Here is a 25906-nt window from a genome sequence, read left to right on the forward strand (position 1 = left end):
CTGATATACATAGCCCTTGGCGTGTTTTTATGTTAAGGGATAACAGCGATTAGAAGGTTGCTCTGTCATCGTAGTGTCAGTGTAAATAATCTTTAGGTCACTCTACAGTCGATCATCCCGATCCTTGAATAAAAAGAGACTGTCTGCTCCCTCATCATTTCGATGAGCAGCACTATGGATCCCCGTCCCCCTCTTCTTGCCAAACAGCAGCTTCAAGCCGCCAAAAATGAGCAGCAAAGATACAATGACGGTGTTCAGATAGGAACGGATCTCATACGTCATGAATGCATTAGGGAAGAGCTCATTCAGCTGTGGAATGACAAGACGGATCGCCAGGTAATATAGACCCAGCGCGGCAATCCCGAATCCAATCAGACGCTGATGACGGGCCCAGTCCTTGAAGATCGGTTGATCAACCAAAGGCTCGCGTCCATAGCGACTGGAACACTGTAGCCCGTCAAAGAAGCTGTAGAACCAGATCAACGGAATCATGAACAGGAACACCGATAAATGAAGCAGGTCCAGAATATAGATGCTTGCAAGGAACAGGAACATTAATTGCATGCCTCTTTTTTGCAATCCCAGATAGAGATGACCCGCACCTGGAAAAGCGGAAAGCAGCGTTGCAAGCACTTTGCTACGTCGTCCGGCTACTCTGCCCATCTCCAATTCTTCGAATAATGTCCGATCCTGCAGTATCTCACCAGCTTGCTTACGGTGGACATGCTGCACCGCATCAAACATGCAGTATACCCAAATTACTGGCAGAATGAGTAAGAACATTAGAAACACCGATTCATTGGTGATCGAAGCCACAAAAACCATCATGGCAAATGAACCAAAGAACGCCATCAGGAACGACAACCCACGATGCAACAAACCCAGATGAAGATGGCCCAATCCCGGAACAAATGAGAGCAAAATGGTGAAGAATCGTTCACCCTCACTGCCTTTTTGGTACATGGGTTGACCATAGGGCCCTTCAGGATGGCCATATTCACCACCTGGATGTTGATGTAGCTCATCTTCATTCATCTGCTCCATAGGCCCTTGCTGACCCATGTATGCTCCCTGGTAGGGTGCTCCTTGGTGTGGAGGAGCTCCATAAGGCGCACCGTATCCCCTATAATGAGCATCTCGTGCAGAAGGCGCACGGAGCAGAACAATAATCATGTCCAGCATACTGATCCCCCAGAAAAAAGCAGCACCGAGGGCACCGATAATCATTAAATCTTGATCATTAGTGACCATTGCTAGCATGAATGAGCCAACAGCTGTTCCGAAGAAAAGCAATGGATAAATCACAGCCCTTGCGGCCCGTCCCCAATACATGAAACCAAGACCGGGTATCAGGTTTAATAGAAATGCGAGTAATTTGTTACGATCTGAGTGCACAGTCGTCATCCTTTCTTTTCAGGCAATGCGAAACCATTTATGGTTTAGGCTTGAAGTTATCCAGCCATGAAGTGGCTGTCTCCGTCCATTTCTCGGTGAAAGACCCTCTGTGGTCGCCATCCTGGAACTTGTGATAAGGGGCTACCTTGTCAAAAAGTCCAGATGAGAGGAAGATCAATGTCAGACAGGCTGCTACCGCATAATGAAACACTTTATGTTCAAGCCAGCGCCGGTTTCGTCCAGCGCGGGATTTACGTTGAGACTTAGAGGATTGAATGCCCTCAATCCGATGCATGACTGAATCCGCAAACCCTGCCGGGTCAGGCAACGGAGGCAATTCCCCATGGATACCGAGCGCTTCCAAATAGATGTCCATTGCATCCGGATCTTCCAGCAGAAGCTGTTCCATTCGGTTCGCTTGAGTTTCACTCATATGGCCTTCAATATAATCAGTCCATTGCGCAGCGGTATACTTCTCCTGTTTACTCACGCCATTCATCCTCCTTCCAATGTTTTCGAATCCACTGCCGGGCACGATACAAGCGGGATTCCACAGTCTTCACAGCCACCTGTGCATCACTGGCAATCTGCTCATAATTTTTTTCGCTTAGATAATACGCAGTGATAATGTCACGATGCTGAGCAGGCAACTGATTAATTCGTTCACGAAGTTTATCCTGACGTTCTTCACGAACGAGACGGGTAAGAACGTCTTCATCCCGTCCGGGCATATTGATTATTTTTTCTTCTCCACCCGGATCCTCAGCAGCTCGTCTGCCCAGCTTGCGTTTGGCATCAATCGCTTTGTGAAAGGCAATTCGGGTTAACCACGTTTTGAAACCTTCAGAACGGTAGTCGGGGAGAGACTTATACATCTGTATGAACGCCTCCTGAGCTGCATCCTGTGCTTCCTGATCGTTCCTGAGTACGGAATAGGCCACATGGTATACATGTTGGCTATACTTATCGATCAGAGTACGCATCTGAGATGTATCTCCTTGTCGGATTTGTTCGATTACGCGCGCTTCATCAATAACTCTCCCCTCCTCTCCAATACTATAGACGACAGCTTGTGTGTTAACCCCTGCGTGATCTATCAAATTTTTGTAAAACAAAATGAATTCATTGCCTGAAAGGTTGATGTTGCTGATCACTCATCCAATCTATAATCCAAAAAAAACAGGCACAGAATGACTTCTGGCCTGTTTCTTGTCCCTGCCTACGCTGGAATTAACGTCCACCATTACGAAACCGCTGTGTGTACGCCTTCGCGTCTTGAACGGTCTTGACACGATTGCGACTCCACTCAAGCAGGATTCGATCGATATACCGGAAATGTACTTTGCCTGCAAAAACCGCTTCCTTCAGAGCAATTAGAATCAATTCCTCTTGATAACGGTCCTGATCCAACCAGCCGGATATCGTCTCACACTCCATTGGCGAGAGCGGACGTCCGAATTCTTTTTCGAAAATGGAGAACATGTTCCGTTCTTCCTCTTCTTTTTGAACACTGTTCGAATCTTGACGTGCTGTATTGCTGCGCTGCTGCTCCGCACGGAATGCGGCTACTTCTTCAGCAGTACATGCTGCAAGCTTGGCATATAATCCATGTAAATCATATCGCTCGTACTGGATGTCCCGTTCTTCGTCACGGTGCTCGTCAATAGCAATATACCTATCCCTCATCAGACGTTGCAACATTCTGGCAATGCCTTCAGGTGCAAGTCCCATGCGCGCCGCAAGCTCTTCAAGCGTCGGAAACTCATTGAACTCCGCCTGACGGAACCCTAGCAGTTGAATCAGAAGAAGAACTTCTGCATCTGATAGGCCAAGCTGGTGATAATAACGTAACAAGGCATACGGCAGATGGGCTGTACCCGAAGTCATGCCATAAGCTGCTCCATCCAACCATGCTTTGGATGTGGTGTCTTCCATAGACGCTCCCCGGTTAAGCATTAAGGGTACAGACGATAGAGCATACGTGGGAATGCGATTGTTTCACGTACATGATCCAATCCACAGATCCATGCTACCGTCCGCTCCAATCCCAGACCGAAACCGGAGTGAGGAACCGATCCGTATTTACGCAAATCCAGATACCATTGGTAAGCTTCATCCGAGAGATTGTGCTCCTCAAAACGTTGTTGCATCAATTCCGGATCATCGATACGCTGCGAACCGCCAATAATCTCTCCGTAGCCTTCTGGTGCAATCATATCCGCACAGAGGACAACTTCAGGACGATTCGGATCTGGTTTCATATAAAATGCCTTGATTCCAGCAGGGTAATGTGTGATAAAGACCGGTGTGTTGTACTTCTCAGCAATTGCTGTTTCGTGCGGTGCACCAAAGTCTTCTCCCCAAGGAATATCAAAGCCTTGTCCATGCAGGAATTCAATCGCTTCATCGTACGTAATACGCGGGAATGGCGCTACGATGCCTTCGAGTTTGGATACGTCACGACCGATAGATTCCAGTTCTGCACGGCAGTTCTTCACCACGGATTGAACGACATGAGCGATAAATTTCTCTTGTACACGCAGACTTTCCTCGTGATCTACAAATGCCATTTCCGGCTCAATCATCCAGAACTCAATCAAGTGACGACGTGTTTTGGACTTCTCTGCGCGGAATGTTGGACCGAAGGAATATACCTTGCCCAGCGCCATGGCTGCAGCTTCCATATACAATTGACCACTTTGTGTCAGATAAGCATCTTCATCAAAGTATTTGATGTGGAACAGGTTAGTTGTTCCTTCCGCAGACGATGGTGTCAAAATCGGAGGATCAACTTGTGTGAATCCGTTACCATCAAAGAACTGCTGAACAGCGCGAATAATCTCTGCACGAATCACCATAACAGCACGCTGCTTCGTGGAACGAAGCCACAGATGACGATGATCCATCAAGAAATCAACACCATGCTCTTTAGGCGTAATTGGATAGTTTTCAGTCAGGTGAATGATCTCAACCCCTGTAACAGTCATCTCGTAACCGGACGCACTGCGAGGTTCTTCACGAATAATACCTGTAACATACAAAGAGCTTTCTTGGGTCAGGCTTTTTGCATTGTTCCAGATCTCTTCACTAACTTCACTTTTTACAACAACCCCTTGGATATATCCGGTTCCATCACGCAGCTGCAAAAACTGAATTTTACCGCTGGAACGTTTGTTGTTAATCCAGGCACCGATTGTTACGGTTTCACCCACATGCTCGTTCACATTACGAATTACACAATTCGTATTCATGCCCATATCTCCCCTTGATTCCTGAATTTGAAAATGCAGCGGGCAGGCTTATGCCTGTCCTCTGCACTTCCTTGTCATTCTATATTTACTTTACAGTTAGATTACTGAGAATTCAATACGATTCGGTGTGTATCACGTGCAATGACCAATTCTTCGTTTGTTGGCACAACGAGAACTTCCACTTTGGAATTCGCTGTTGTGATCCGGCGCGGTTCGCCGGAACGAATGGCATTCAGCGCTTCATCCAGTTCAACACCCAGATAAGTGAGCTGCTCACATACTTTTTGGCGAAGTACAACGGAGTTCTCACCTACACCAGCCGTAAAGACGATCACGTCTACACCGTTCATTGCAGCTGCATATGAGCCGATGTATTTACGCAGACGGTATTCGTACATTTCAAAAGCAAGCGTGGAGTTGGCATCGCCATTCTCCATACCTTCCGTAATCTCACGCATGTCACTGCTGATTCCGGAGATCGCAAGCAATCCACTGTGTTTGTTCAACATGGAGTTTACTTCGCTTACGCTCAGTTCTTCCTTGTTCATTACATAAGGTACGATGGCTGGATCAAGGTCACCACTACGTGTTCCCATCATCAGTCCCTCAAGTGGAGTCATACCCATCGAAGTATCCACGGATACGCCACCTTTAACTGCTGTTACACTGCCACCGTTACCCACGTGACAAGTGATGATTTTCAAATCTTCCAATGGACGATCCAGATACTCAGCAGCAGCCTTGCTTACGAAATCATGGGAAGTACCATGTGCGCCGTAACGACGTACTTTATATTTTTTGTAAAGCACACGCGGAATAGCATACAGATAAGCTTTTTCCGGCATCGTCTGATGGAACGCTGTATCAAAGACCATTACCTGTGGAACACCAGGCATATTGGCTTCAGCCGCACGAATACCCATCATTGCTGCAGGGTTATGAAGTGGAGCCAAGTCGAACAAACGACGAATTTCAGCTTTGGCAGCATCATCTACCAATGCAGATTCTTTAAATGCTTCACCACCGTGAACAACACGGTGTCCAACAGCTTGAATTTCACTTACAGAATCCAGTACACCATTTTCTTTGTGAGTCAAAATATCAATGACTTTACGGATCGCTGTTGTGTGTTCCAAGATTTCACTAACTTCTGTAACATCCTCACGGCCTGTCGGTTTGTGTGTCAGAATGGAGGAATCCATTCCGATCCGCTCTACCAGACCTTTAGCCAGTACAGATTCGTCAGTCATATTATACAGTTGATATTTGAGCGAGGAACTCCCCGCATTAATTACGAGTACTTTCACAGTCGGTCACCATCCTTGTCGTACTTGAAGAATCCTTCGCCTGTTTTGGCACCCAGGTGTCCTGCACGCACCATTTTCTTCAGGACTGTAGAAGGACGATATTTCAATTCTCCGAATTCACGGAACATTCTTTCGAGTGCAGCTTCAACAGAATCCAATCCGAAACGGTCAGCCATTTCGAGTGGTCCATGTTGGAAGTTGTATCCGATACGCATTGCATCATCGATATCTTCAGCAGATGCAACACCTTCTTGCAATACATGCAACGCTTCGTTAATCAGCAGGCAGATCAAGCGAGAAGTTACGAATCCAGGGGATTCATAAATCATGACTCCTTTTTTGTCCGCTACTTCTTCAACAAAACGTCTGGTCTCTTCGAATGTTGTATCCGAAGTTTTCAGTCCACGAATAATCTCTACAAGATCAACCCGGGATACCGGGTGAATAAAGTGCATACCAATAACACGCTCTGGGTATTTGGTCGAGCTTGCAAGCTCGGTCAAACTCAGCGTGGATGTATTACTTGCCAGAATGACATTGCTTGGACAAACTTGGTCCAGTTGGCTGAATACTGCTTTTTTCGCATCCAGATCCTCTGAAATTGTCTCAATGACCATGTCGCAAGTTCCAAGTTCAGCTAAATGAGCTACCTTGGTAATACGGGAAAGAATCAATTTCTTCTCCGCTTTTGTAATCGCCCATTTCTCAAGTTGTTTATCCAGATTGGTTTCGATCATGTCATATGCATGATCCAGCTTTTGTGTTGTATGCTCCACGAGAAGCACATCAAGTCCTTTGGCTGCGAGCATCTGGGAAATACCTTGCCCCATCGTACCGCCGCCGACAACTCCTATTTTTTTGAAAAACATGGTTCTGCTCCATCCTTTCGGTTCTCTATTTCTCTATTGTACCCTGTTCGCCGAAAATTACAAATTTCGACCCAACATATAATAATATCTTAGCACGAGTGAAATGTAAAAAAAAATAACCAGCATAAATAAATTATGCTGGTAGAAGGGCACTGTCACGAAATTGACAACGAAATTGTTCGCCAGACAAAACTTCCTCACGAATCAAGATGTCGAGTGAATTGTCGAAAATTGTCCGTTGTTCTTCAAGCAACCGCTTTGTCTGTTCCATCAGTTCTTGCAGAATTAATTTATTCTCTCTCATCAGTTCCTCGGTTGTCACCATATCCATGTTCACAATCCCAAGTGAAGTCAATCCGGAAGCCATCATCGTCTGCACAACATTGGTTGCCTGATCGAAGTCATTGCGTGAACCTGTGGAACGACCACCGTAGTACATTTCCTCCGCAGCTGCTCCTCCGAGTGCAATCATGATCTGCTCTTCCAGGAAGCGCTTCGTATATAGGAACTGTTCCTGTTGCGGGTTATGACGGACATATCCCAGCGCCTGACCACGCGGACTGAGTGCCACCTGACTAACACTGCCTGGACGAACAAGTTCAGCCATAATGGCATGTCCCAACTCATGAATGGCGACCCTTTTCTTCTCTTCCACACTGGACTCACGGTCTGTCTTTTCACCCATCATGACTTTATCAATAGCCAGAGACAAGTGCCGCTGTTCGATGTTCAACAGCCCATCCCGCATGGCGTATATTGCCGCTTCGTTCATCACACTTTCGAGTTGTGCACCAGAGAAACCATATGATTCTTCCGCTGTCTTCTCCAGATTAACTTCCTTCATCAGAGGTTTATTCACCGCATGCAGTTCCAAAATATGCTTTCTGCCCTTTTTGTCAGGCAAGTCCACTTGAATGTGACGGTCAAAACGTCCCGGTCGCGTCAGGGCGCTATCCAGCATCTCTTTACGGTTCGTTGCAGCGATAACCAGAATTCTTGGCGTATCGGAAGAATAGATTCCATCCATTTCCGTCAGGAGCTGATTCAGGGTCTGATCATATTCACGCTGTTGACCACCCTCACGTTTCCCCCCGATGACATCGATTTCATCGATAAAGATAATAGCGTTTTCCTTATTTTCCTTGGTGGCACGGGTTCTCGCGTCCTTGAACAAATCCCGAATTCTGCTGGCACCCACACCAACATACATTTCCACGAACTCACTACCCGATGCTGCTACAAAAATAGAATCGGTGTAATGGGCAGCAGCCTTGGCCATCAACGTTTTCCCTGTCCCTGGAGGGCCCGTCAGCAAGATCCCTTTTAACGGGCGAATCCCAAACTTCCGTATTTCTTCATGTTTGATCAGAAAGTCAAGCGCTTCACGCAATTCCTGCTTGGCACTGTCCTGTCCGCCAATTTCTTCAAAAGTAAGCTTGGAAGGTCCTTTTTTCTTGCGTTTACGTTCCTGTGCAGCGCCTACTGTAATCCCGCCACGCATTTGCATCATGAACAGCAAAGCTCCGACAAGCACTGCTGCAATCAGGATCGGAACAATATTAACACCAGTAAATGCAAGGAAAATAATCAATACGGGAAAAAATCCGATGGCAACTTCTTTTGTCCACTTAGGCATTAGGCCACACTCCTATCTGACCGGGCACACGCGGCAGAATAATAAACTTGCTGGCATCTCCGTCTCTGAGACTGACATATACGTTGTTGTCATCCATCGCTGTATTTACCTTCATTCCATTCGTCGCCATCTTTGACAACGTTGGTGTAATCTCAGTGTATTGCTTGTTCTCCATCGCCTGAGCTACAGTAAACATCGCATCCCCCCACCAGCTCTCCAGTGCTTCACTGGAATGATCCACAACATCCAACTTTAGTGAACGTGTTCCAATCAGGGTCTGTCCTTCTTTGTGAATATATTGTACCAGTCTGCCCAAATCAACATCAGGTTGCAGATCAAGTTTCAATTGTACGTCATTGCGGTTAATAGTTAATTGAACGTCATTTACTCCATCGTACTGGGTAACCATCTTTTCAATCGGATTCTGCACGGCCACCTGACGATATACAAACCAACCTCCAAACAACACAACGGCTGAAATGACGGCAGTTAAAGCAATAGGCAATACTTTTAGCTTCAAGTGAATTACCCCTCCCAGATTTTGGCCTAACCTACTGGCTTATTGGTATATACGAATATGTGCACATTGACTCCTGCGAGAATTTCGACAGGTTTGTTTGTTTTTGAATGTAACTTTGAGTACATATCTGAGTATATCACATCGTATATACAATTTCGAAGGCGAAAATATGAATAAATTATTAATTTTAACTATTTAAATCAAAAATGTTTACAGACAACACAAAGAACCGGTTCAGTCGGATATCCGTCTGCCGGTTCTTTTATTTCTTTAAATTCTCTAGTTATGTCACTCTATTTGTTCTAGCTGTTCGGGAGTGTGTAGACCAGGTCCACCTGTTCTCCGTTGCTAAAACGATAAAAGCGATAGTGGTTATGCGTACCGTCTTTATAATACACTTGCCACACATATATTCCATTCACAACTCCGGGCATGATTCGCTTAATCTCACCGGCAGGAACTTCAGAACTGAAGCGATTGCGGATCTGCGCTTCGGACATTCCATTCTGCAGCAGCTCACTGTGTACAGCGTTTGCACCCTTAGCCGGTTGATTGTTTGCATCGAATTTAACCCAGACCATAACATCCTGGTTATCCTTATTTTTGCCGATCAGGGTCCAGTAGATGTTGTCAGAGCCTTCTTTGTCTCCCCAGATGTACTTGCGCAATTCATCATAGGATGTAATGCCCAGTTGCTTCTGTGCTGCCTCTATAGCGAGCGCTTCTTCCTTGCGCTGGTCCTGCGTGACATAGACGTAATAACGCTGAAGTCCAAACAGAATCAGAACCAGTGCAAGCAGCGAAATCCATATCCACTTCTTTTTTTTCTTCAAAAGCCGAACTTCCTTTCCCTATGATGCTGTCCTGCAATTAACGAGCAAGCAGACCATCAAATGCCAATTGAGACTCACGCAAAATGCGTTCTTCATCCAGCGTCAGACATTCGCCATGTTTCACCACTTGTTTTCCATCCACCCATACGTGCTCAACATCTTTGGCAGAAGCCGAGTAGATCGTATGTGAGATCAGGTCTGTATGTGGATAGAAATGTGCCTGTTCAATATCAAGGGCGATAAAGTCAGCCTTCATGCCGACCTGAAGCGCTCCGGTATTGTTCAAGAAGATGGATTTGGCACCATATGACGTTCCGAGTAGTAACGCTTCGCCTGCTGGTACTGCTGTCGGGTCACCAGATACACCTTTGTGGATCAATGCAGCCAGTCTCATTTCCTCGAACATATCCAGGTTGTTGTTACTTGCTGGTCCGTCTGTTCCGAGTGACACGGTAACTCCTGCTTTCAGCAATGCAGGTACCCGCGCAACACCGGAAGCGAGTTTCAGGTTACTTCCCGGGTTATGGGATACAGCCACATCATGACGGGCCAAAATTTCAATCTCTTCGTCATTAAGATGCACCGCATGTGCAACCAGAGATGGACGGGAGAAAAATCCCAGTTTCTCGAGATGTGCCACAGGACGCAGTCCATAATCAGCCACGTTCTGCTCCACTTCACGAAGCGTTTCAGACATATGTGTATGAAGAGGAAGGTTTAGGTCATTCGCGACCTGTACAAGCTTCTCTATGTAGTCAGGAGGGCATGTATATGGGGCGTGTGGCGAGATTACGGTTGTAATGCGACCATCTGCCTGTCCATTCCACTCACGTGCAAACGCTGCCGACTCCTCCAGCTTCCGCAATTGCTCTTCTTCCGAGCACAGCCCGATTACACCACGTGCCAGTGCTGCTCTAACGCCGGATTGCTCCACAACTTTGGCCACTTGATCCATGTGATCATACATGTCCAGGAAAGCTGTAGTTCCGCCTTTCAACATTTCAAGCACAGATAGCGAAGTTCCCCAATATACGTCTTGTGAAGTCATTTTTGCTTCCATCGGCCACATTTTTTCCTGCAACCATACTTGCAACGCAAGATCGTCTCCGTGCCCTCTGAGCAACGACATTGCTGCATGACCATGCGTATTGATCAGACCCGGCAGGAAGAACAATCCTTTTCCATCCACTTTGGTACAATTTTTGTCTTCATCCGGCAATGTCTCACCAATATGCACAATCTTGTCATTCTCAACAACCATGTATCCGTGAACCACGTTCCATGTTGTGCCTTCATTAACGGCAAATTTGCCGTTGTGGATTACCCATCTATTTGTTGTCATCTTCCTCGTCGTCCTTTCCAGTCTCCAAGTAATAGGCCAAACTAAGCAGATCCGTTGTAAAGTCAGCATGGTGAATGCGGATATGCGGCGGTGTTTTTAGAATGGTTGGTGCAAAATTAAGGATCGCTTCGATTCCAGATTCAATAAGCTGATCGGCTACATTTTGGGCTTCCGTATCCGGAACAGTGATAATTCCAATGCGGATGTTATCCGTTTTAACCGCTTCCGTCAATTCATCCATTGGTTTTACCGTCAAACTGTTGATTTGACTACCAATCTTCGGTCCATATGCATCAAATACAGCAACAATCTTCATGTTGTCTTTCAGATATGCGTTGTAGTTGGACAAGGCTTGACCTAGATTACCCGCGCCTACCAGAGCTACATTAATTTGCTGATCAATCTTGAGAATGTGACGAATTTTCTCGATCAAATAGGATACATCATACCCGATCCCTTTACGACCAAAATCACCGAAGTAAGCCAGGTCTTTACGAATTTGCGCCGGATTCAGATCCAGCCTCTGTCCAAGCTCTTGAGAAGAAACAGTAGCCACCTCACGCTGATGCAACTCGTTCAAATAACGCAAGTATACAGGCAGACGTCGTACCACCGCTTCCGAAATTTTATCCGATTTCATTCTTGCTCCCCCTTACCAAGGCCACGATAAAATAATAAATGAAAAGATGAGCATTCTGTATAAACTCAAAGATAAACGTGACATTTTATACAGAATGCTCCTTGTAATTTAGGTTATAAGTTCTTGCGTGCAACTACTTAAATCGGATCTGGGAATATCTAATAAAGTTTAACTCCAAACAATAGTGTCATGCAATGATATAACGAACAAAAAACCATTATTTTTGTTCATTAGCAGGTTTTTCCAACCACTCGGTAATTCGTGGAACCATCTGCTCCGTGAGCATATGCTCCATTTTGGGACCAGGTAATGAATATAAAAAGAATTTACCATAATACGCTTCAATCACCCGTGTATCATATACAATCACAATGCCTCTATCCTTTGCTGTACGCACCAATCGGCCAAATCCCTGTTTGAAACGAATGACCGCTTGTGGCACGGACAGTTTCATGAACGGATTTTTCTTCTGTTCCTGAAGCAACTCACTCTTGGCTTCCACCAACGGATGATTCGGTGGCTGGAACGGCAGTCGCACAATAGCGAGACAGGTTAGCGCCTCTCCCGGGATATCTACACCCTCCCAGAAGCTGCTTGTGCCCAGAAGTACCGTAGCTTTGGCATCTTGGAACCTGCGAGTCAATTTGGAACGACTTCCACTGTCAACGCCTTGACCAAGCAACGAGATGTCGTTGCCAGACAGTGCCTCCTTCAGCGGATCATAGACCTGTCGCAACATCTTGTATGAAGTAAACAGAACCATCATGCGTCCACGCGTAGCAATTGCCGTCTCTGCAAGTGATTGCACCAGCATATTAACAAAGTGCGCATCACCCACACTTCCCTTCACACTCGGGAAATCACGCGGAATCACCAGAAGTGCCTGATCGCGATAGTTGAAAGGTGACGGCAGCATCGACGTTAACAGCCGATTATTCTCAGAGGCTTCCTGTAAGCCAAGCTGCTCAATCATGAACTGGAATGACTTATCTACCGAGAGCGTAGCCGATGTAAGCACAACACTTTTCTTTTTGTCAAAAAATAAATCCTTAAGTTGGGCACTGACATCTACAGGTACGGCATACAGCTGAAGAGATTTACTGCGGAACTGACCGCTGGCTTCCATCCAGTACACCGTTTTGGCGTCATCCATTCGCATGAAGAACCGTAGATTCTCCTTCAATGTGGTCAGATCTTTCAGTAATCCTGTAATGTCCGTGATCAAACTATCCGATTGATAATCATCCTGATCTTCTTTCACCTCAAGCAGCAATTTGTCCCCTTTGCGAACCAAATCGCCCAGAGTCACATAGATCTGGTTCTCCAGATCCTGCAACTCCTGCCATTTTGCAGGTTTCTGAGATGCTTTCAGACGCAGTGAAAATTGCCCCGTTTCTCCCGGTGAAGCATCACTTCGTTCAGGCAACAGACCAAACAAGGCATCGCTCATACGATCCCACAGCTCCTTAACTTCAAGAGCGAGCGGGAACATCTGATCCACCATAGAGCCCCATTGCACCGAATTTTCATGCCCGGATAACTGCGAACGAAGCATAGGCAGCTGACCATTACGACTGTCTTTAAATAGGCGGGTCAGTGTATGAACCAAGGTGAAATATTTCATATGCATTCCAAGATGTTTACCAGCGACATCCTCCAGATGATGTGCCTCGTCAATCACAAGACTCTCATAGGCTGGCAGCAGCTGATGCGCGGCTTTCACATCCGTAAATAATTTGGAGTGATTGGTGATTACGATATCAGACAACCCTGCTTCATGTTTGGCACGATGGTAGAAACATTTGCGGAACCATGGACATGATCTTCCCAGACAAGACTCTGATTCGCTCTGTACCGTCTCCCAGAAGTCCCCTCCGCGTCCGCTAAGGTTAAGTTCCTCATCATCTCCGGTTTCGGTCTGTGTAAGCCAGACAATCATCTGAGCCGCTGTGAAATAATCCTCTTTGGGTGTAGCGAATTCACGTTTATTGATTTTGTGTTCAAATTTGCGCAGGCACAGGTAATGTCCACGTCCTTTGAATACAGCAGCCTTAAACGGGAACGGAACCACTTGGGTCAGCATCGGAATGTCTCGCTCTCTCAATTGCTCCTGCAGATTGATCGTATGCGTGCTGACCATAACTTTCTGTTCTTGCTTCACACTTTCGTATATAGCAGGCAACAGATACCCTAGAGATTTACCGGTACCCGTTCCTGCTTCGATCAAGAGATGTTTCTCTTCATCCAGGGCTTGCCTTACACTGCTGAACATCTGAGTCTGCGCTTCACGCTCTTCGTAATGATCCAGCGTATCCTTCAGGTTCTCCCGAACCTGGTCCATAAACTGTTCGAAGCTTACACCATCGAGGGGGTTAGCCTCCCGCTCATCGCGTGGTGCACCAATATCAGTCCAATCACTTACATTAAGAGCAAGCTGACGATAATAGGTATGTCCGTCCAGATCCTGAATCGGCTCTGCTTCCTTCTCACTGCGCATTCCGTCCAAAAACCAACCCAAGTCACTGTCTTCTGGTGAAAACAGGTCACTGAGGCGCTGAATCGTTATGAGCGGTAATTCCTTTAACTCATCCAGACACTTGAGCAACACATAGGCTGTCGCCAGTGCATCACTGTCTGCCTGGTGAGGGCGATCATGTTGAAATCCAAATTCGGAAGACACATAACCGAGTTGATAAGAACCCAGTGATGGGAATGTAATCTTCAGAAAATCAATCGTGTCCAGAATGCGGCCAGTGAACGGCAAATAACCGCAACGGTCGAGAGCATTCTGCAAAAAGTGAAAATCAAAAGCGACGTTGTGTCCAACAAGCACCACATCATTAAGCAGCGGAACCATCTCCATCATCATCTCTTCGAGTGAAGGAGCGTCCGCCACATCTTCATCGGTAATACCCGTCAACCCCGAAATAAACGGGGGAATCGGTACACCAGGGTTCACATAAGAACTATATATTTGAGTTATGCTGTAGTCATGATCTATGATGGCAAGTCCGGCCTGTATAATCTCACCGTCGGACTGCGTGCCGGTTGTTTCGAAATCCAATACGGCAAATTTCATTGCAATGTACGGTCCCTTCCATTCCAGTCTATGTTACAGCATAGCAAAAAAAAGGGGATTTGAAAATTAACTGACAAAAAAGCGGTGTCCCCGCCGCTATGCCAAAGGAGGGAACACCGTTTTTTGTCGCCGAATTCCCGCTTAATGAAGGGTCGTCAGCTGATTAGCATATTGCAATTTTCCCCTGTTCAACCTGCAAGCTTCCATGTTGTACAGTGGTTCGGTCAATGTCGGGTCATACTGAAGGGCCTGTGCAAAGAGTGAACATGCAGCTTCGGGATTTGCAAGCTTGGCTTGAATACAGCCCAGAGCGTTACATACAAGCCCTTTTAAGCGAGGTGAACCCTTAAGGTACATGATCTGCTGCAAATGTGTCCCGGCTTCCGCCATTTGTTCCAGATTCAGATACGCGAGCGCCAGGTAAAAACGAGTCAATGCACTCTCCGGATGGTCGGTCACAACCCGGGAGAACTGCATGATCGCCTGCGGATACATCTGTAATTTGAAATAACCCTGACCTCGACTGAAACATTCCAGATGGAGTTCAGGCAGAGCGGTAACAGCTTCCTGTTCCGGTTCAAGGGAAGCAGGTTTATCCATCTCTCGCTCCCTCACCTGGCTCATCTTTTCTTCAAACATCAGCCATTCATCCAGCATTCCGTCACTCATCCGCTTAAGCAAATTCCACTTTTGCAGCAATTCTTGTTTGTTCAGGCCTTCAGCGGAAGGATAGCTCTTGATAATTTCATCTAACATGTCGTTCATTTCTGCGAAAACATGCTGGAACATCGATGCATCCCCACCCTTGAAAAAATGGATTAGTGCAGTGACCTGTACTCATTTTTTGCTTCAAGGGCCGATTTCATTCTCCTTACCAGTCGATTACATAATTGTTGCGTGGACTTCCTGTTTCATCGTTTGTACAGGTTTATTCTGTCCATCTACAAACACAACGGTTGGTTTGTGAGTATTTGCCTCTTCCTGCGACATCATGGCGTAAGAAATGATAATGACGTTATCTCCAGGCTGCACCAGACGTGCAGCTGCGCCGTTAAGACATATGACCCCGCTTCCGCGTGGTCCTGGAATCACATAAGTTTCCAGACGTGCACCATTGTTGTTGTTCACAATTTGCACTTTTTCGTTTTCCATCAAGTCGGATGTTTCCATCAAGTCTTCATCTATGGTAATGCTACCCACATAGTTCAAATTGGCTTCCGTTACCGTAGCCCGGTGGATTTTGGATTTCATCAGTGTTCTAAACATGGGACAGTACCTCCGATTTTTGCAACCTTATATTGTCAATCAATCTTGTTTTTCCGAATTTCACCGCAAGTGCGATGAGCAGATCGTCACGTCCTTGAACTTCTTCCTGATCTGCGAGCGGCTCCAGACTTGGAAAAGCCTGAATCTCGGCGTAGTCGATAACAGCAAGCGGTGAGCTTGCAATCTGCTCGCGCAGAATACGACGGATATCTGCGGCGTTAATAGCTACACCTGTATCTGCAGCTTCTTGAGCTGCACGCAGTGCCTTCGACAGAACTAGAGCCTGATTACGCTGTTCAGCGCTAAGATAGACGTTACGTGAACTGAGGGCAAGACCATCCTCTTCGCGAACAATCGGACAGGGTACAATTTCTACAGGCATATTCAAATCATTCACCATCTGTTGAATGACCGCAACCTGCTGAGCGTCTTTCATTCCAAAAAATGCACGCTGTGGCTGTACGATGTTGAAGAGTTTGGAGACTACGGTCGTTACCCCGTCAAAATGTCCTGGACGTGAAGCGCCACATAAGCGCTCCGTCAATTTGGAGACAGATACCGTCGTTTGCGTTGCCTGTGGATACATCTCTTCAACAGAGGGAATAAATACGATATCCACTCCTTGTGAACGTGCTGTTTCCACATCTCTGGCTTCATCCCGCGGATAGCTGTCAAAATCTTCATTAGGGCCAAATTGAATTGGATTAACAAATATGCTTAATACCACGATATCGCTCTGTTGTCTGGCTGCCTGCATCAAGCTTGCATGACCTTGATGAAGATAACCCATTGTTGGTACCAGACCTACAACGGACGCACTGGACCGAATCGCTTGACGCTTCAAGCTTAGTTCCTGTCTTAACTCTGCGATTGTCCGTAATACTTTCATGAGTTATTCCCCACCTTTTCCTTGCGTTGTCCGCCGTACAGTTGATCCAGAACACCATCCGCAGCATTGAATACATGCTCTTCGGCCGGGAACGAACGATCTTTCACTTCTTTCACGTAAGCTTCGATGCTGGTTCTGATTAATGTACCCACATCTCCATAGGTTTTGACAAATCGTTTGGGCGTATACGGAGAGGCGTATTGAACCACATCGTGGAATACCAGTACCTGACCATCACAACCTCGTCCTGCTCCAATTCCGATGGTTGGGATGGACAGTTCCTCCGAGATCGCCCGTGCAACTTCTTCCGTAACCAGTTCAAGCACAATGCCAAACGCGCCTGCAGCTTCCAGAGCTTTGGCTTCGTCCATCAGACGTTTTGCATCCGCTGCATCCTTGCCCTGAATGCGGTAACCACCAATCTGATTAACCGATTGAGGTGTCAGTCCAATATGTCCAAGAACAGGCACGCCTGCTTGCACGACTGCTCTGACGGTGTCCGCTATCTCAACTCCGCCTTCCATTTTAACCGCATGGGCTTGCCCCTCCTGCATCAGTCGACGTACACCCTTAAGGGTCTCATCCACGCTGCCATGATAGGTCATAAAAGGCATATCAGCCACAATAAACGTTTTCTCGGCCCCGCGCACTACGGAACGTGTGTGGTACACCATGTCGTCGATGGTCACCGGAAGCGTCGAGTTATAACCCAGTACTACATTACCAAGTGAATCACCAACCAGGATCAGATCGATACCTGCTTCCTCTGCGAGGAGCGCCGTTGGATAATCGTAAGCCGTGATCATGGTAAGTGGCACGCCATCCTGCTTATATTTTTTCATTTTCACAATATTCAACGCTTGTTTGTTCGCCATTTTCTCTCATGGCTCCTTTCTTCTTTTCAAATAAACGCAACAAAAAAACCTTTTAGTTTTCCACTAAAAAGTCCCGAAAAGTCAAAAAAGAGTCACTTGCGATCGTCCCTTCTGTCTCGGTCCTCTTCGGCTCAGAGCAGAATCCAACAACTCACTTAAACGTATTTCATTCTGGCACTGCGGTCTGCTTGTATAAAACAACACATCAAAGCAGAACAAAGGTTACTGTTACGGGAGTGCAATTCGGTCTGCATTAGCCGATATCGCCTCACGAACACAGTATACCAAAGTTCTGCTCAAACTTCACGTCTTATGTTCATTTTACCAGTGAAAATTCGACAAATTGTTTATGATTTCCAGGAAATCTCACCAGAGATGATTAGTGTATGTTCTCCATCGTGCTTCGCCACGATAAGTGCACCAGAAGGGTCAAGACCAATTGCCTTCCCTTCAATGACACCATGAGGATTCGTCACAGTAATCTCTCGATTCATCGATACGGACAGGGCCTCCCATAGTGCTGAGATCACGCCGAATCCTTCTTTTTGATACAAATAATACAACTGTTCAAGCTCCGTCAAAATGGCAGCCGTTAGTTTGGTGCGATCAACGGGATGACCCGTCTCCATCTTGAGCGAAGTAGCTATAGTTGTAAGATCTTCCGGATAATCCTCTGGATCAAAATTCACGTCAACACCTATACCTGCAATACAGTATCTGACTTCATGATCTTCCACCGTGGATTCAAGCAATATGCCACATACCTTGCGTCCGTCAATCAACACATCATTTGGCCATTTAATGCCCGCATCAGCTCCTGAACAAGCTCGAACGGCACGACATACAGCCACTCCTGTTAATAAAGTTAGCTGGGGCGTATGCTGAAGTGGTAGATCAGGGCGTAACAGGACACTCATCCAGATTCCTTTACCCGGAGGAGAGAACCACTGTCGACCGAAACGTCCTCTTCCTCCTGTTTGTTCTTCCGCAATGACCACAGCACCTTCTGCCTGCCCTTGCTCAGCTAGCTTGAGAACATCCCCTTGCGTAGACAGGGTCGAAGCCAACAAAACAGCCTTACGGCCAAATACGGTTGTATCCAGTGCCAATTGGAGGGCAGTAGCGTCAATGCTATCCGGCTTCGTTACCAGACGGTATCCTTTGCGGGATACAGCTTCAAACTCATAACCCATGTCTCGCAACTTGTTCACATGTTTCCACACAGCGGTCCGACTGATGGACAGATTACGACTGATCTCTTCACCCGATACGAATCGTCCTTCTGCATTTAATAACATATGTAACAGATCTTCATGTTTGGTCATCTTGAACCACCCGCTTCACTTCGGCACTTAGTGCTTCATGCTGATTCGCTATCGTTCCAATCGCTGTTTCTCGTAACAAATGTTTCATCAGTTGACCCAGCCAAGGCCCACCTTTGCGCTGCACCATTTGTAACACTTGTTCCCCTGTGATATCCAGCTCTTTCAAGTCATGCACAGGGATCGATTGACTCCATTCGGCTGCAACCTCTTTAACCAAAACAACCTGTATTTCTGCCTGTTCGGACTGATTCCGCCATCCTGCTGGTAGTGCAGACTGTATTCGAAGCCAATCATCCGCCGCCTGAACGCCACAAGCCAGAACAGTAACGATCCAATCGGAACGGAGACTGACCGTATCCTTCGGCTCCTGAACGGAAGTGTGAATCAACTGTTCCACCTGAAGGACCCCTGTTATACGAGAACGATGTTCATTGGAGAATGTCCACTGACGTAATAATACATCTGCTTCATCCTTGCTATAACCACCAGCAATCAGGATGAGTGACCAGCGGAGCAACACATGCTCACCTGACAATTGTTCCAGATTGGATAACAACGTCTTGTTAAAACGCGCCGAGATAACTGGCGCTTTGATGTGCGCAAGCGCATCACTTCTGTATAACAGCTCCAACCCTCTTAAAGGATGCGGTCCCGACATCATTTTTACCATCTCGGTACGTACCCGTTCCATTGCTATATGTTGAAGCAGGTCTTTCTGCCTTACAAGACCTTTCCACGTGTTATGGGCAATTTTGAAATCAAATACGGAAGCAAACCGGACACAGCGGAGCATCCGCAGTGCATCTTCACCAAATCGTTCCATCGCAGAACCCACACATCTGACTCGCTCTTCCTTGATATCTGCCTGTCCACCGAATGGGTCAACGATTGTCCCAGTGACATCCATGGCAAGAGCGTTCATCGTGAAATCACGCCGCTGTAAGTCTTCCTTGATATCTTGAACAAATTGAACCGCAGCAGGTCTGCGATTATCCTGATATTCGGATTCTGTTCGAAACGTGGTCACTTCAAAGTAATAACCGCCCGAACGAACGGTAACCGTACCGTGTTGTAAACCTGTAGGAATACAATCGTCAAACAGTTCCATGACTTGCTCTGGAGAAGCAGATGTCGTGATATCCATATCGTCTACAACTCGTCCCAGCAATTCGTCACGAACGCAACCACCTACCCAATATGCCTTGTAACCATGTTTGTTTAATGTTGTGAGTACATTCTCACTTTGCATTGCCATTTTACGATCTACCTGTGTCCATTGAACCACCACATATCACCTCTTCTCTTGCCTGTTGTGGTATGCACAGTATGATTTAATCAAAGAAATGATTAACCGCAAACCGGCTTCAGATTCGGAACTTCCCTTCCTAACACCCGGTAATATATCTGTTCATATTCATGCCGAATAGCATCATTGCAAAAGTCGTGATGCGCGCGCTGAAGACATGCTTCCCTGAACTCCGCAGCCAAACGATCGTCCGTCAATAAACGGATGGTGTTCTCGGCCATGGATTGTGTATCCCCGATCGCGGATAAATACCCCGTCTTACCATGTAAGACCAGTTCCGGAATTCCTCCGGCCTGTGAACCGATCGTGGGTACGCCACAAGCCATTGCTTCGAGCGCCACAAGTCCGAAACTTTCCTTCTCCGATGGAAGCATCAACACGTCTGCCATGGAAATGACCTGAGCAATGTCATCCTGTTTGCCAAGGAAATGAACTTTATCATTCAACCCGAGATCATTAATTTTCCATTGCATCTTCGGCAAATCAGGTCCTTCACCAACAAATAACAGTTTGGCAGGAACCTGCTCCTGTACCTGACGGAAGACCTCTACCACATCCTGAGTTCTCTTCACCGGTCGGAAATTGGAGATGTGCATTAATATTTTTTCGTCGGGCGCAGCAAAGTCTCTTCGCAGACTGGCAGCATCCCGCGGATAATATATTCGTTTGTCAATAAAATTATAGGTTAGATCGATTGGACGCTGAATATCCAGCAATTCGACCGTTTCCCGAATCAAATCTTGTGATACGGCAGTAACCGCGTCACTTTCATTAATGGCTAGACGGATCAGATCCTTCAGAGATTCATCTTGAGCCAGAACCGTAATATCTGTTCCATGTAACGTGGTAACCACTTTAAGGCCGTCCCCTACCATCTGTTTCGCAAGAAAGGCACATACTGCGTGTGGAACGGCGTAATGAACATGCAGCAGATCCAGCTGCTGTGACTTAGCCACCTGAGCCATCTTTGTTGCCAGGGACAGGTCATACGGAGGGTAACGGAAAACATAATAATCATTTACTTCAACTTCGTGATAAAAAATATTTTTCTGGAACGTACCCAGTCTGAACGGGATACTGTTGGCAATAAAATGAACCTGATGCCCCTGTTCGGCAAGTAATTTGCCCAGTTCCGTTGCGACAACGCCAGACCCGCCGAGGGACGGATAACAGGTGATGCCGATTTTTAGCTTTTTATCCATCCTGTGGACGCTCCTTTGATCTCCCGCTTCATGCAGGTTGATATAATGCAATGGAATAATGAAACCCTTCGTTTCATTAAACGTAAAATGTGAAATCGCTTATTGGGCACCCGGGCCAAATTGAGGAACCACGTAAGGTGTAATTGTAGCAAAACCTTCTGCAAACGGGATGAGACTGCGTTGTCCGAGCAAGGAATCACGGGCTCTTACACGTTCAATATACCCTTGATTCAATGGCGTCGAGACCGCTCCGTCTCCCAGTTCGAATTGGGAACGATAAGAGAGCAATGATGTTTCTTTTTGCTCATAGTGTTCCGTAATATCAACAATCAAATCCGTAGGCCCGATGTCATTAATAAAGTAAAAATAAAGTTCCTTCACCTGCACGGCAGGCATGTCCGGCATGTAGTTGCGAAGCTTGGCGTTAAATACAGCCTCCTGCACAAGCTTACTGCAATTGACATGATCCGGATGACGATCTTCCCAATACGGAGCAAACACCATCCGAGGGGCATGACGCCGTATCTCAGCCGTTACCGCCTGTACATGTTCAGGAGTAAGATACAAGCCACGATCAGGAAGCCCCAGATTCGTTCGACACGAAAGACCGAGGATGCGGGAGGCTTGCTCCGCTTCCTCGGTTCTGCGCTCTACTGTTCCGTTGGAAGACATCTCAGCACGAGTCAGATCACACACGCCTACTTTCAAGCCAGCAGCGGTATGTTTGGCAATCGTTCCACCCATACCAATCTCCGCATCGTCTGCATGTGCTCCAAAGATGAGAATATCCAGACTCATTCGGAATCACCCGAATTCAATCCAGCCTCCGGCTTGTATTTATGTACCAGCTCTCTCCAGGCAAAATCACCACGATCCAGAGCCTTAACCAGAATCTCAGCGGTAGCGATATTGGTGGCAAGTGGAATTCCCTGCACATCACAAAGACGCAGCAACGCATTAATATCCGGCTCGTGAGGTTGTGCCATCAGTGGATCGCGCAGGAAAATAATCAGATCCATCTCATTTTGCGCAACCAAAGCTCCAATCTGCTGATCTCCGCCCAGTGGGCCTGATTCGAATCGATGAATCTTCAGAGACGTTCCTTCCATAATACGAAGGCCTGTTGTTCCTGTAGAATACAATTGATGGTCCGTAAAAACAGGCTCATATGCCGTCACGAAGTTAACCATCTCTTCTTTTTTACGATCATGGGCAATAAATGCTATTTTCAACATGACAATCTCCTTTAGTCGATAAAGTGGTCAAATCCGTAGATCATTCCTGTATATTCCATAACCTTTTGAACACCAATCTTAACACCAGGCATATAACCTGCGCGCTCGTAGGAGTCATGCCGAATTTTGAGTGACTGTCCATAGTCTCCGAAAACAACTTCCTGCTGCGCGAATACGCCAGGCAATCGTACACTGTGAATTCGGAAGCCGTTGTAATAACCGCCGCGTGATCCTTCAATCGTTTCTTCCTCATTCGGATTACCCTGACGAAGTTCTTCCCGATTGGCAGCAATCAGTTCGGCAGTTTTGATCGCAGTTCCGGAAGGAGCATCCAGCTTCTGATCCCCGTGATATTCGATAATCTCCACATTTGGCATATGTTTGGCAGCCTGTGCTGCGAATCGCATCATCAGAATGGCACCAATCGAGAAGTTAGGGGCAATAAGCCCTCCAATTCCTTTGTCCTGGCATTGCTTGTCCAACTGTTCAATCTGCTCCGGCGTAAAGCCGGTAACACCCATGACAGGTCTGACTCCATGACGGATCGCGATCTCGGTATGTGTAAAAGCATATTGCGGCACTGTAAAATCAACCATAACCTGAGGTTTTGTTTCGGCAAAAGCCATTTCGATATCATCAGTCACCAGCACCCCGCACGCTGGCAAACCAACAAGGGTTCCTGCATCCGTGCCTGCTCCGGAGCGGTTGACAGCCGCTGCAAGCTCCAATTCCGGGTCCTGAAGTACCAATTTCACAACTTCACGGCCCATACGGCCAGCCGCTCCGATCACGGCAACTCTGATTACTTCACTCATATTGACTGCATCTCCTCACTATGTTGGATCATATCGTAGAATCCATTTCAACTCGAAAGAAATCTTTGCAGAATGAATTCTTATTGAATGGATTTCATACGTTGCTTGATTTCCTGTAACATCTGATGCAGTTGCCCATTCTGCGGGTCCAGCAAAATTGCCTCACGCAGCGCCTGAATTGCATAGTCAAATTCATTCAAATCACTGTAAGCCAGCGCAAGCATAACATGAGCCTCCACTGAGAGCGGATCAAGTTTGACCGCTTCTTGCAGAAGCGTAGACGCTTCCACATAGCGCTCCTGTGTTGCAATACCCGCCTGCTCCAACAACAACTTCGCTCTGGAGGTCAATTGTTTCGCTTCCAACGTCTGCAGATGCAAAATATACTCTTCGGTTCCTGGCGACAATTCGACTGCTTTGCGCGCGAATTCAAGCGCTGGAACCAAATGCTTGCTGCGGGCGTGTGTAATGGAACAGCGGTAATATAACTCCGCATGTTTTGGATGAGCGTGAATGGCTGACTCGAACCAACGAATCGCCTGTTCAAAATCATTTTGCAATATACAGCGGTAAGCCTGCTGCATATATTCTTCCGGTTTCATCATTAAGCTGACCCTCCCCGATCGGGTGATGGTACAGCATATGTAATCTACGCCTAATCGGTGTTTTTGGGAGTCCACCGATTGGCATCGCGGGTGTTAAATTTATGCATGACTTTGTCGTGTGCCTCGGCCAGATCAATTCCCAGCGAGTTCGCAAAACAAATCGTGATAAATAAAATATCTCCAAGCTCAAGTTCAATGGAATTGGCTGCTTCGGAAGACTTCTTCGGCTTTTCACCGAACTCATGATTCACTTCCCTTGCAAGCTCCCCAACCTCTTCAGACATCCGGGCCAACATGGCCAGAGGACTGAAATACCCCTCCTTGAACTGGGAGATATACTGATCAACCTCACGCTGCATTTCTGCGATGCTTTTCTCCATGAGAACGGATTCTCCTTTTGAAATGATGTCGTATTTGTTCCTAATAATATCAGTTATTTAGATTCACTTCCACCATCATCAGCGACAAATCATTTTTAAAGATTCAATAAACAGGTATACTAGATGGGAATGATTAGTTCTTCATTCTAATTTATCTACAGCGAGGGATCTTATGAGCACTGCCAAAACCTGGGTTCAAGTTAAACTGGTTCTTCCCATCGTACTGGGGACAGCCTTATATGCCTTTGGGCTCCTCTATTTCATTATCCCCAACCAGCTTATGGAAGGTGGCCTCACCGGGGTTACGGTGCTGATCAATTACGCTTTTGGCATCTCACCTTCACTTACAACCTTGATTCTGAATGTTCCCCTCTTTCTGATCGGGCTCAAAATTTTGGGCGGCAGACAGATGATCTATACGGGTATCGGAATTGGGGCACTGACCGTTTTTCTATGGTTGTTTGAGAAGTTGATTCACTTGGGCTGGATTGAACCATTACATACCGAGAATGACCTCCTGTTAGCAGCACTATATGCAGGTGTTACCCTTGGAGCCGGTCTTGGCATCGTATTTCGTTGGGGTGGAACGACGGGCGGTTCAGACATCATTGCTCGTATTCTCAATCGGAAGTACGGGTGGAGTATGGGACGAGTATTACTGGGCATCGATTTTGTGATTATCGGGCTCTCTCTCATCTACATCCCCAAAGAAAAAATTCTGTATACGCTTGTAGCTGTATTCATCGCCTCCAAAGTCATTGACTTTATTCAGGAAGGTGCATATTCTGCCCGGGCATTTATGATCATTAGTGACCATGCACCCGAGATTGCGGACCAGATCACACGGGATATGGATCGTGGCGTCACCCTCATTCCAGCCATTGGCGCGTACTCTAAACAGGCCAAACACATGGCCTACTGCGTGATCTCCAGGCAAGAGTTCAGGCGTCTGCAGACCATTGTACGTTCCATTGACCCGAGAGCTTTTGTCATCATCAACGATGTTCACGATGTACATGGCGAAGGTTTCAAAGAAAGCTGATGTACGTACTCAGAAACTATAAGAAAACCTCTTTTTACATGAAGAGCCGTTAGCGTGGCTATTCATGCGGAAAGAGGTCTTTTTTTATATACCA

General features: G+C 46.6%; 26 protein-coding genes. 1 reads left to right on the forward strand and 25 read right to left on the reverse strand.

Annotation, left to right across the window (positions count from 1 at the left end; all coding sequences use genetic code 11):
• Window positions 1–102: 102 nt before the first annotated feature.
• The 25 genes from MKY66_RS18700 to MKY66_RS18820 form a co-directional block, all read right to left on the reverse strand.
• On the reverse strand, window positions 103–1404 hold the full coding sequence (locus tag MKY66_RS18700; protein WP_083656985.1) for a multi-tm2 domain protein: 1302 nt from the start codon (window positions 1402–1404) through the stop codon (window positions 103–105).
• Between the two features lie 28 nt (window positions 1405–1432).
• Window positions 1433–1885, reverse strand: coding sequence for a hypothetical protein (locus MKY66_RS18705; protein ID WP_083656984.1), 453 nt, complete (start codon window positions 1883–1885; stop codon window positions 1433–1435).
• Entirely contained in the window at window positions 1878–2495 is a 618-nt protein-coding gene (locus MKY66_RS18710) for an RNA polymerase sigma factor (RefSeq protein ID WP_339805591.1), read from the reverse strand. Before MKY66_RS18710 ends, MKY66_RS18705 begins: the two co-directional genes overlap by 8 nt.
• Window positions 2496–2625: 130 nt before the next feature.
• Window positions 2626–3330, reverse strand: a complete 705-nt coding sequence (locus MKY66_RS18715; RefSeq protein ID WP_083656982.1) for a DnaD domain-containing protein — start codon at window positions 3328–3330, stop codon at window positions 2626–2628.
• Between the two features lie 20 nt (window positions 3331–3350).
• A complete protein-coding gene (gene asnS / locus MKY66_RS18720; RefSeq protein ID WP_017687752.1) occupies window positions 3351–4646 on the reverse strand; it encodes an asparagine--tRNA ligase in 1296 nt (431 codons plus the stop codon).
• A 101-nt stretch (window positions 4647–4747) separates the two neighbouring features.
• Window positions 4748–5953, reverse strand: a complete 1206-nt coding sequence (locus tag MKY66_RS18725) for an acetate kinase (protein ID WP_076209944.1) — start codon at window positions 5951–5953, stop codon at window positions 4748–4750.
• The gene (locus tag MKY66_RS18730; RefSeq protein ID WP_017687750.1) at window positions 5950–6822 is read right to left on the reverse strand and encodes a 3-hydroxyacyl-CoA dehydrogenase NAD-binding domain-containing protein; all 873 of its coding nucleotides are present in this window, start codon (window positions 6820–6822) and stop codon (window positions 5950–5952) included. Before MKY66_RS18730 ends, MKY66_RS18725 begins: the two co-directional genes overlap by 4 nt.
• Window positions 6823–6955: 133 nt before the next feature.
• A complete protein-coding gene (locus MKY66_RS18735; RefSeq protein ID WP_076209943.1) occupies window positions 6956–8458 on the reverse strand; it encodes an AAA family ATPase in 1503 nt (500 codons plus the stop codon).
• Window positions 8451–8978, reverse strand: a complete 528-nt coding sequence (locus MKY66_RS18740) for a hypothetical protein (protein ID WP_076209942.1) — start codon at window positions 8976–8978, stop codon at window positions 8451–8453. Before MKY66_RS18740 ends, MKY66_RS18735 begins: the two co-directional genes overlap by 8 nt.
• A gap of 302 nt (window positions 8979–9280) precedes the next feature.
• On the reverse strand, window positions 9281–9811 hold the full coding sequence (locus tag MKY66_RS18745) for a DUF5590 domain-containing protein (protein WP_076209941.1): 531 nt from the start codon (window positions 9809–9811) through the stop codon (window positions 9281–9283).
• A gap of 37 nt (window positions 9812–9848) precedes the next feature.
• The gene (locus tag MKY66_RS18750) at window positions 9849–11153 is read right to left on the reverse strand and encodes an amidohydrolase (RefSeq protein ID WP_076209940.1); all 1305 of its coding nucleotides are present in this window, start codon (window positions 11151–11153) and stop codon (window positions 9849–9851) included.
• Window positions 11140–11793: a redox-sensing transcriptional repressor Rex gene (locus tag MKY66_RS18755; protein ID WP_076209939.1), complete on the reverse strand. Its 654-nt coding sequence runs from the start codon at window positions 11791–11793 to the stop codon at window positions 11140–11142. The genes MKY66_RS18750 and MKY66_RS18755 overlap by 14 nt, the downstream gene beginning before the upstream one ends.
• A gap of 217 nt (window positions 11794–12010) precedes the next feature.
• Window positions 12011–14872, reverse strand: coding sequence for an ATP-dependent DNA helicase DinG (dinG, locus tag MKY66_RS18760; protein WP_076209938.1), 2862 nt, complete (start codon window positions 14870–14872; stop codon window positions 12011–12013).
• A 141-nt stretch (window positions 14873–15013) separates the two neighbouring features.
• On the reverse strand, window positions 15014–15661 hold the full coding sequence (locus MKY66_RS18765; protein ID WP_036607621.1) for a tetratricopeptide repeat protein: 648 nt from the start codon (window positions 15659–15661) through the stop codon (window positions 15014–15016).
• A 93-nt stretch (window positions 15662–15754) separates the two neighbouring features.
• Window positions 15755–16138, reverse strand: a complete 384-nt coding sequence (panD, locus tag MKY66_RS18770; protein WP_017687742.1) for an aspartate 1-decarboxylase — start codon at window positions 16136–16138, stop codon at window positions 15755–15757.
• Window positions 16131–17027 (reverse strand): pantoate--beta-alanine ligase, encoded by an 897-nt coding sequence (panC, locus tag MKY66_RS18775; RefSeq protein WP_076209937.1) that lies wholly within the window; start codon window positions 17025–17027, stop codon window positions 16131–16133. Before panC ends, panD begins: the two co-directional genes overlap by 8 nt.
• A complete protein-coding gene (gene panB / locus MKY66_RS18780) occupies window positions 17024–17902 on the reverse strand; it encodes a 3-methyl-2-oxobutanoate hydroxymethyltransferase (RefSeq protein WP_076209936.1) in 879 nt (292 codons plus the stop codon). The genes panC and panB overlap by 4 nt, the downstream gene beginning before the upstream one ends.
• A gap of 347 nt (window positions 17903–18249) precedes the next feature.
• Window positions 18250–19227, reverse strand: coding sequence for a biotin--[acetyl-CoA-carboxylase] ligase (locus MKY66_RS18785; RefSeq protein WP_076209935.1), 978 nt, complete (start codon window positions 19225–19227; stop codon window positions 18250–18252).
• A complete protein-coding gene (locus MKY66_RS18790; RefSeq protein WP_256704173.1) occupies window positions 19214–20512 on the reverse strand; it encodes a CCA tRNA nucleotidyltransferase in 1299 nt (432 codons plus the stop codon). Before MKY66_RS18790 ends, MKY66_RS18785 begins: the two co-directional genes overlap by 14 nt.
• A gap of 62 nt (window positions 20513–20574) precedes the next feature.
• Window positions 20575–21735: an N-acetyl-alpha-D-glucosaminyl L-malate synthase BshA gene (bshA, locus tag MKY66_RS18795; protein WP_076209934.1), complete on the reverse strand. Its 1161-nt coding sequence runs from the start codon at window positions 21733–21735 to the stop codon at window positions 20575–20577.
• 99 nt (window positions 21736–21834) lie between these two features.
• Complete coding sequence (gene bshB1, locus MKY66_RS18800; protein ID WP_076209933.1) at window positions 21835–22533, reverse strand: bacillithiol biosynthesis deacetylase BshB1; 699 nt, start codon at window positions 22531–22533, stop codon at window positions 21835–21837.
• A complete protein-coding gene (gene mgsA, locus MKY66_RS18805) occupies window positions 22530–22970 on the reverse strand; it encodes a methylglyoxal synthase (protein ID WP_017687735.1) in 441 nt (146 codons plus the stop codon). The genes bshB1 and mgsA overlap by 4 nt, the downstream gene beginning before the upstream one ends.
• A gap of 11 nt (window positions 22971–22981) precedes the next feature.
• Window positions 22982–23785: a 4-hydroxy-tetrahydrodipicolinate reductase gene (gene dapB, locus MKY66_RS18810; protein ID WP_076209932.1), complete on the reverse strand. Its 804-nt coding sequence runs from the start codon at window positions 23783–23785 to the stop codon at window positions 22982–22984.
• 80 nt (window positions 23786–23865) lie between these two features.
• On the reverse strand, window positions 23866–24390 hold the full coding sequence (locus tag MKY66_RS18815) for a tetratricopeptide repeat protein (protein WP_083656981.1): 525 nt from the start codon (window positions 24388–24390) through the stop codon (window positions 23866–23868).
• Window positions 24391–24440: 50 nt separating this feature from the next.
• A complete protein-coding gene (locus MKY66_RS18820) occupies window positions 24441–24770 on the reverse strand; it encodes a nucleotide pyrophosphohydrolase (protein WP_017687732.1) in 330 nt (109 codons plus the stop codon).
• Between the two features lie 172 nt (window positions 24771–24942).
• On the opposite strand from MKY66_RS18820, the gene MKY66_RS18825 reads away from it, so the two are divergent.
• A complete protein-coding gene (locus tag MKY66_RS18825) occupies window positions 24943–25812 on the forward strand; it encodes a YitT family protein (RefSeq protein ID WP_076209931.1) in 870 nt (289 codons plus the stop codon).
• Window positions 25813–25906 lie beyond the last annotated feature (94 nt).

This window comes from Paenibacillus sp. FSL R5-0766, from assembly GCF_037971845.1.
In the GTDB taxonomy this organism is placed as follows: domain Bacteria; phylum Bacillota; class Bacilli; order Paenibacillales; family Paenibacillaceae; genus Paenibacillus.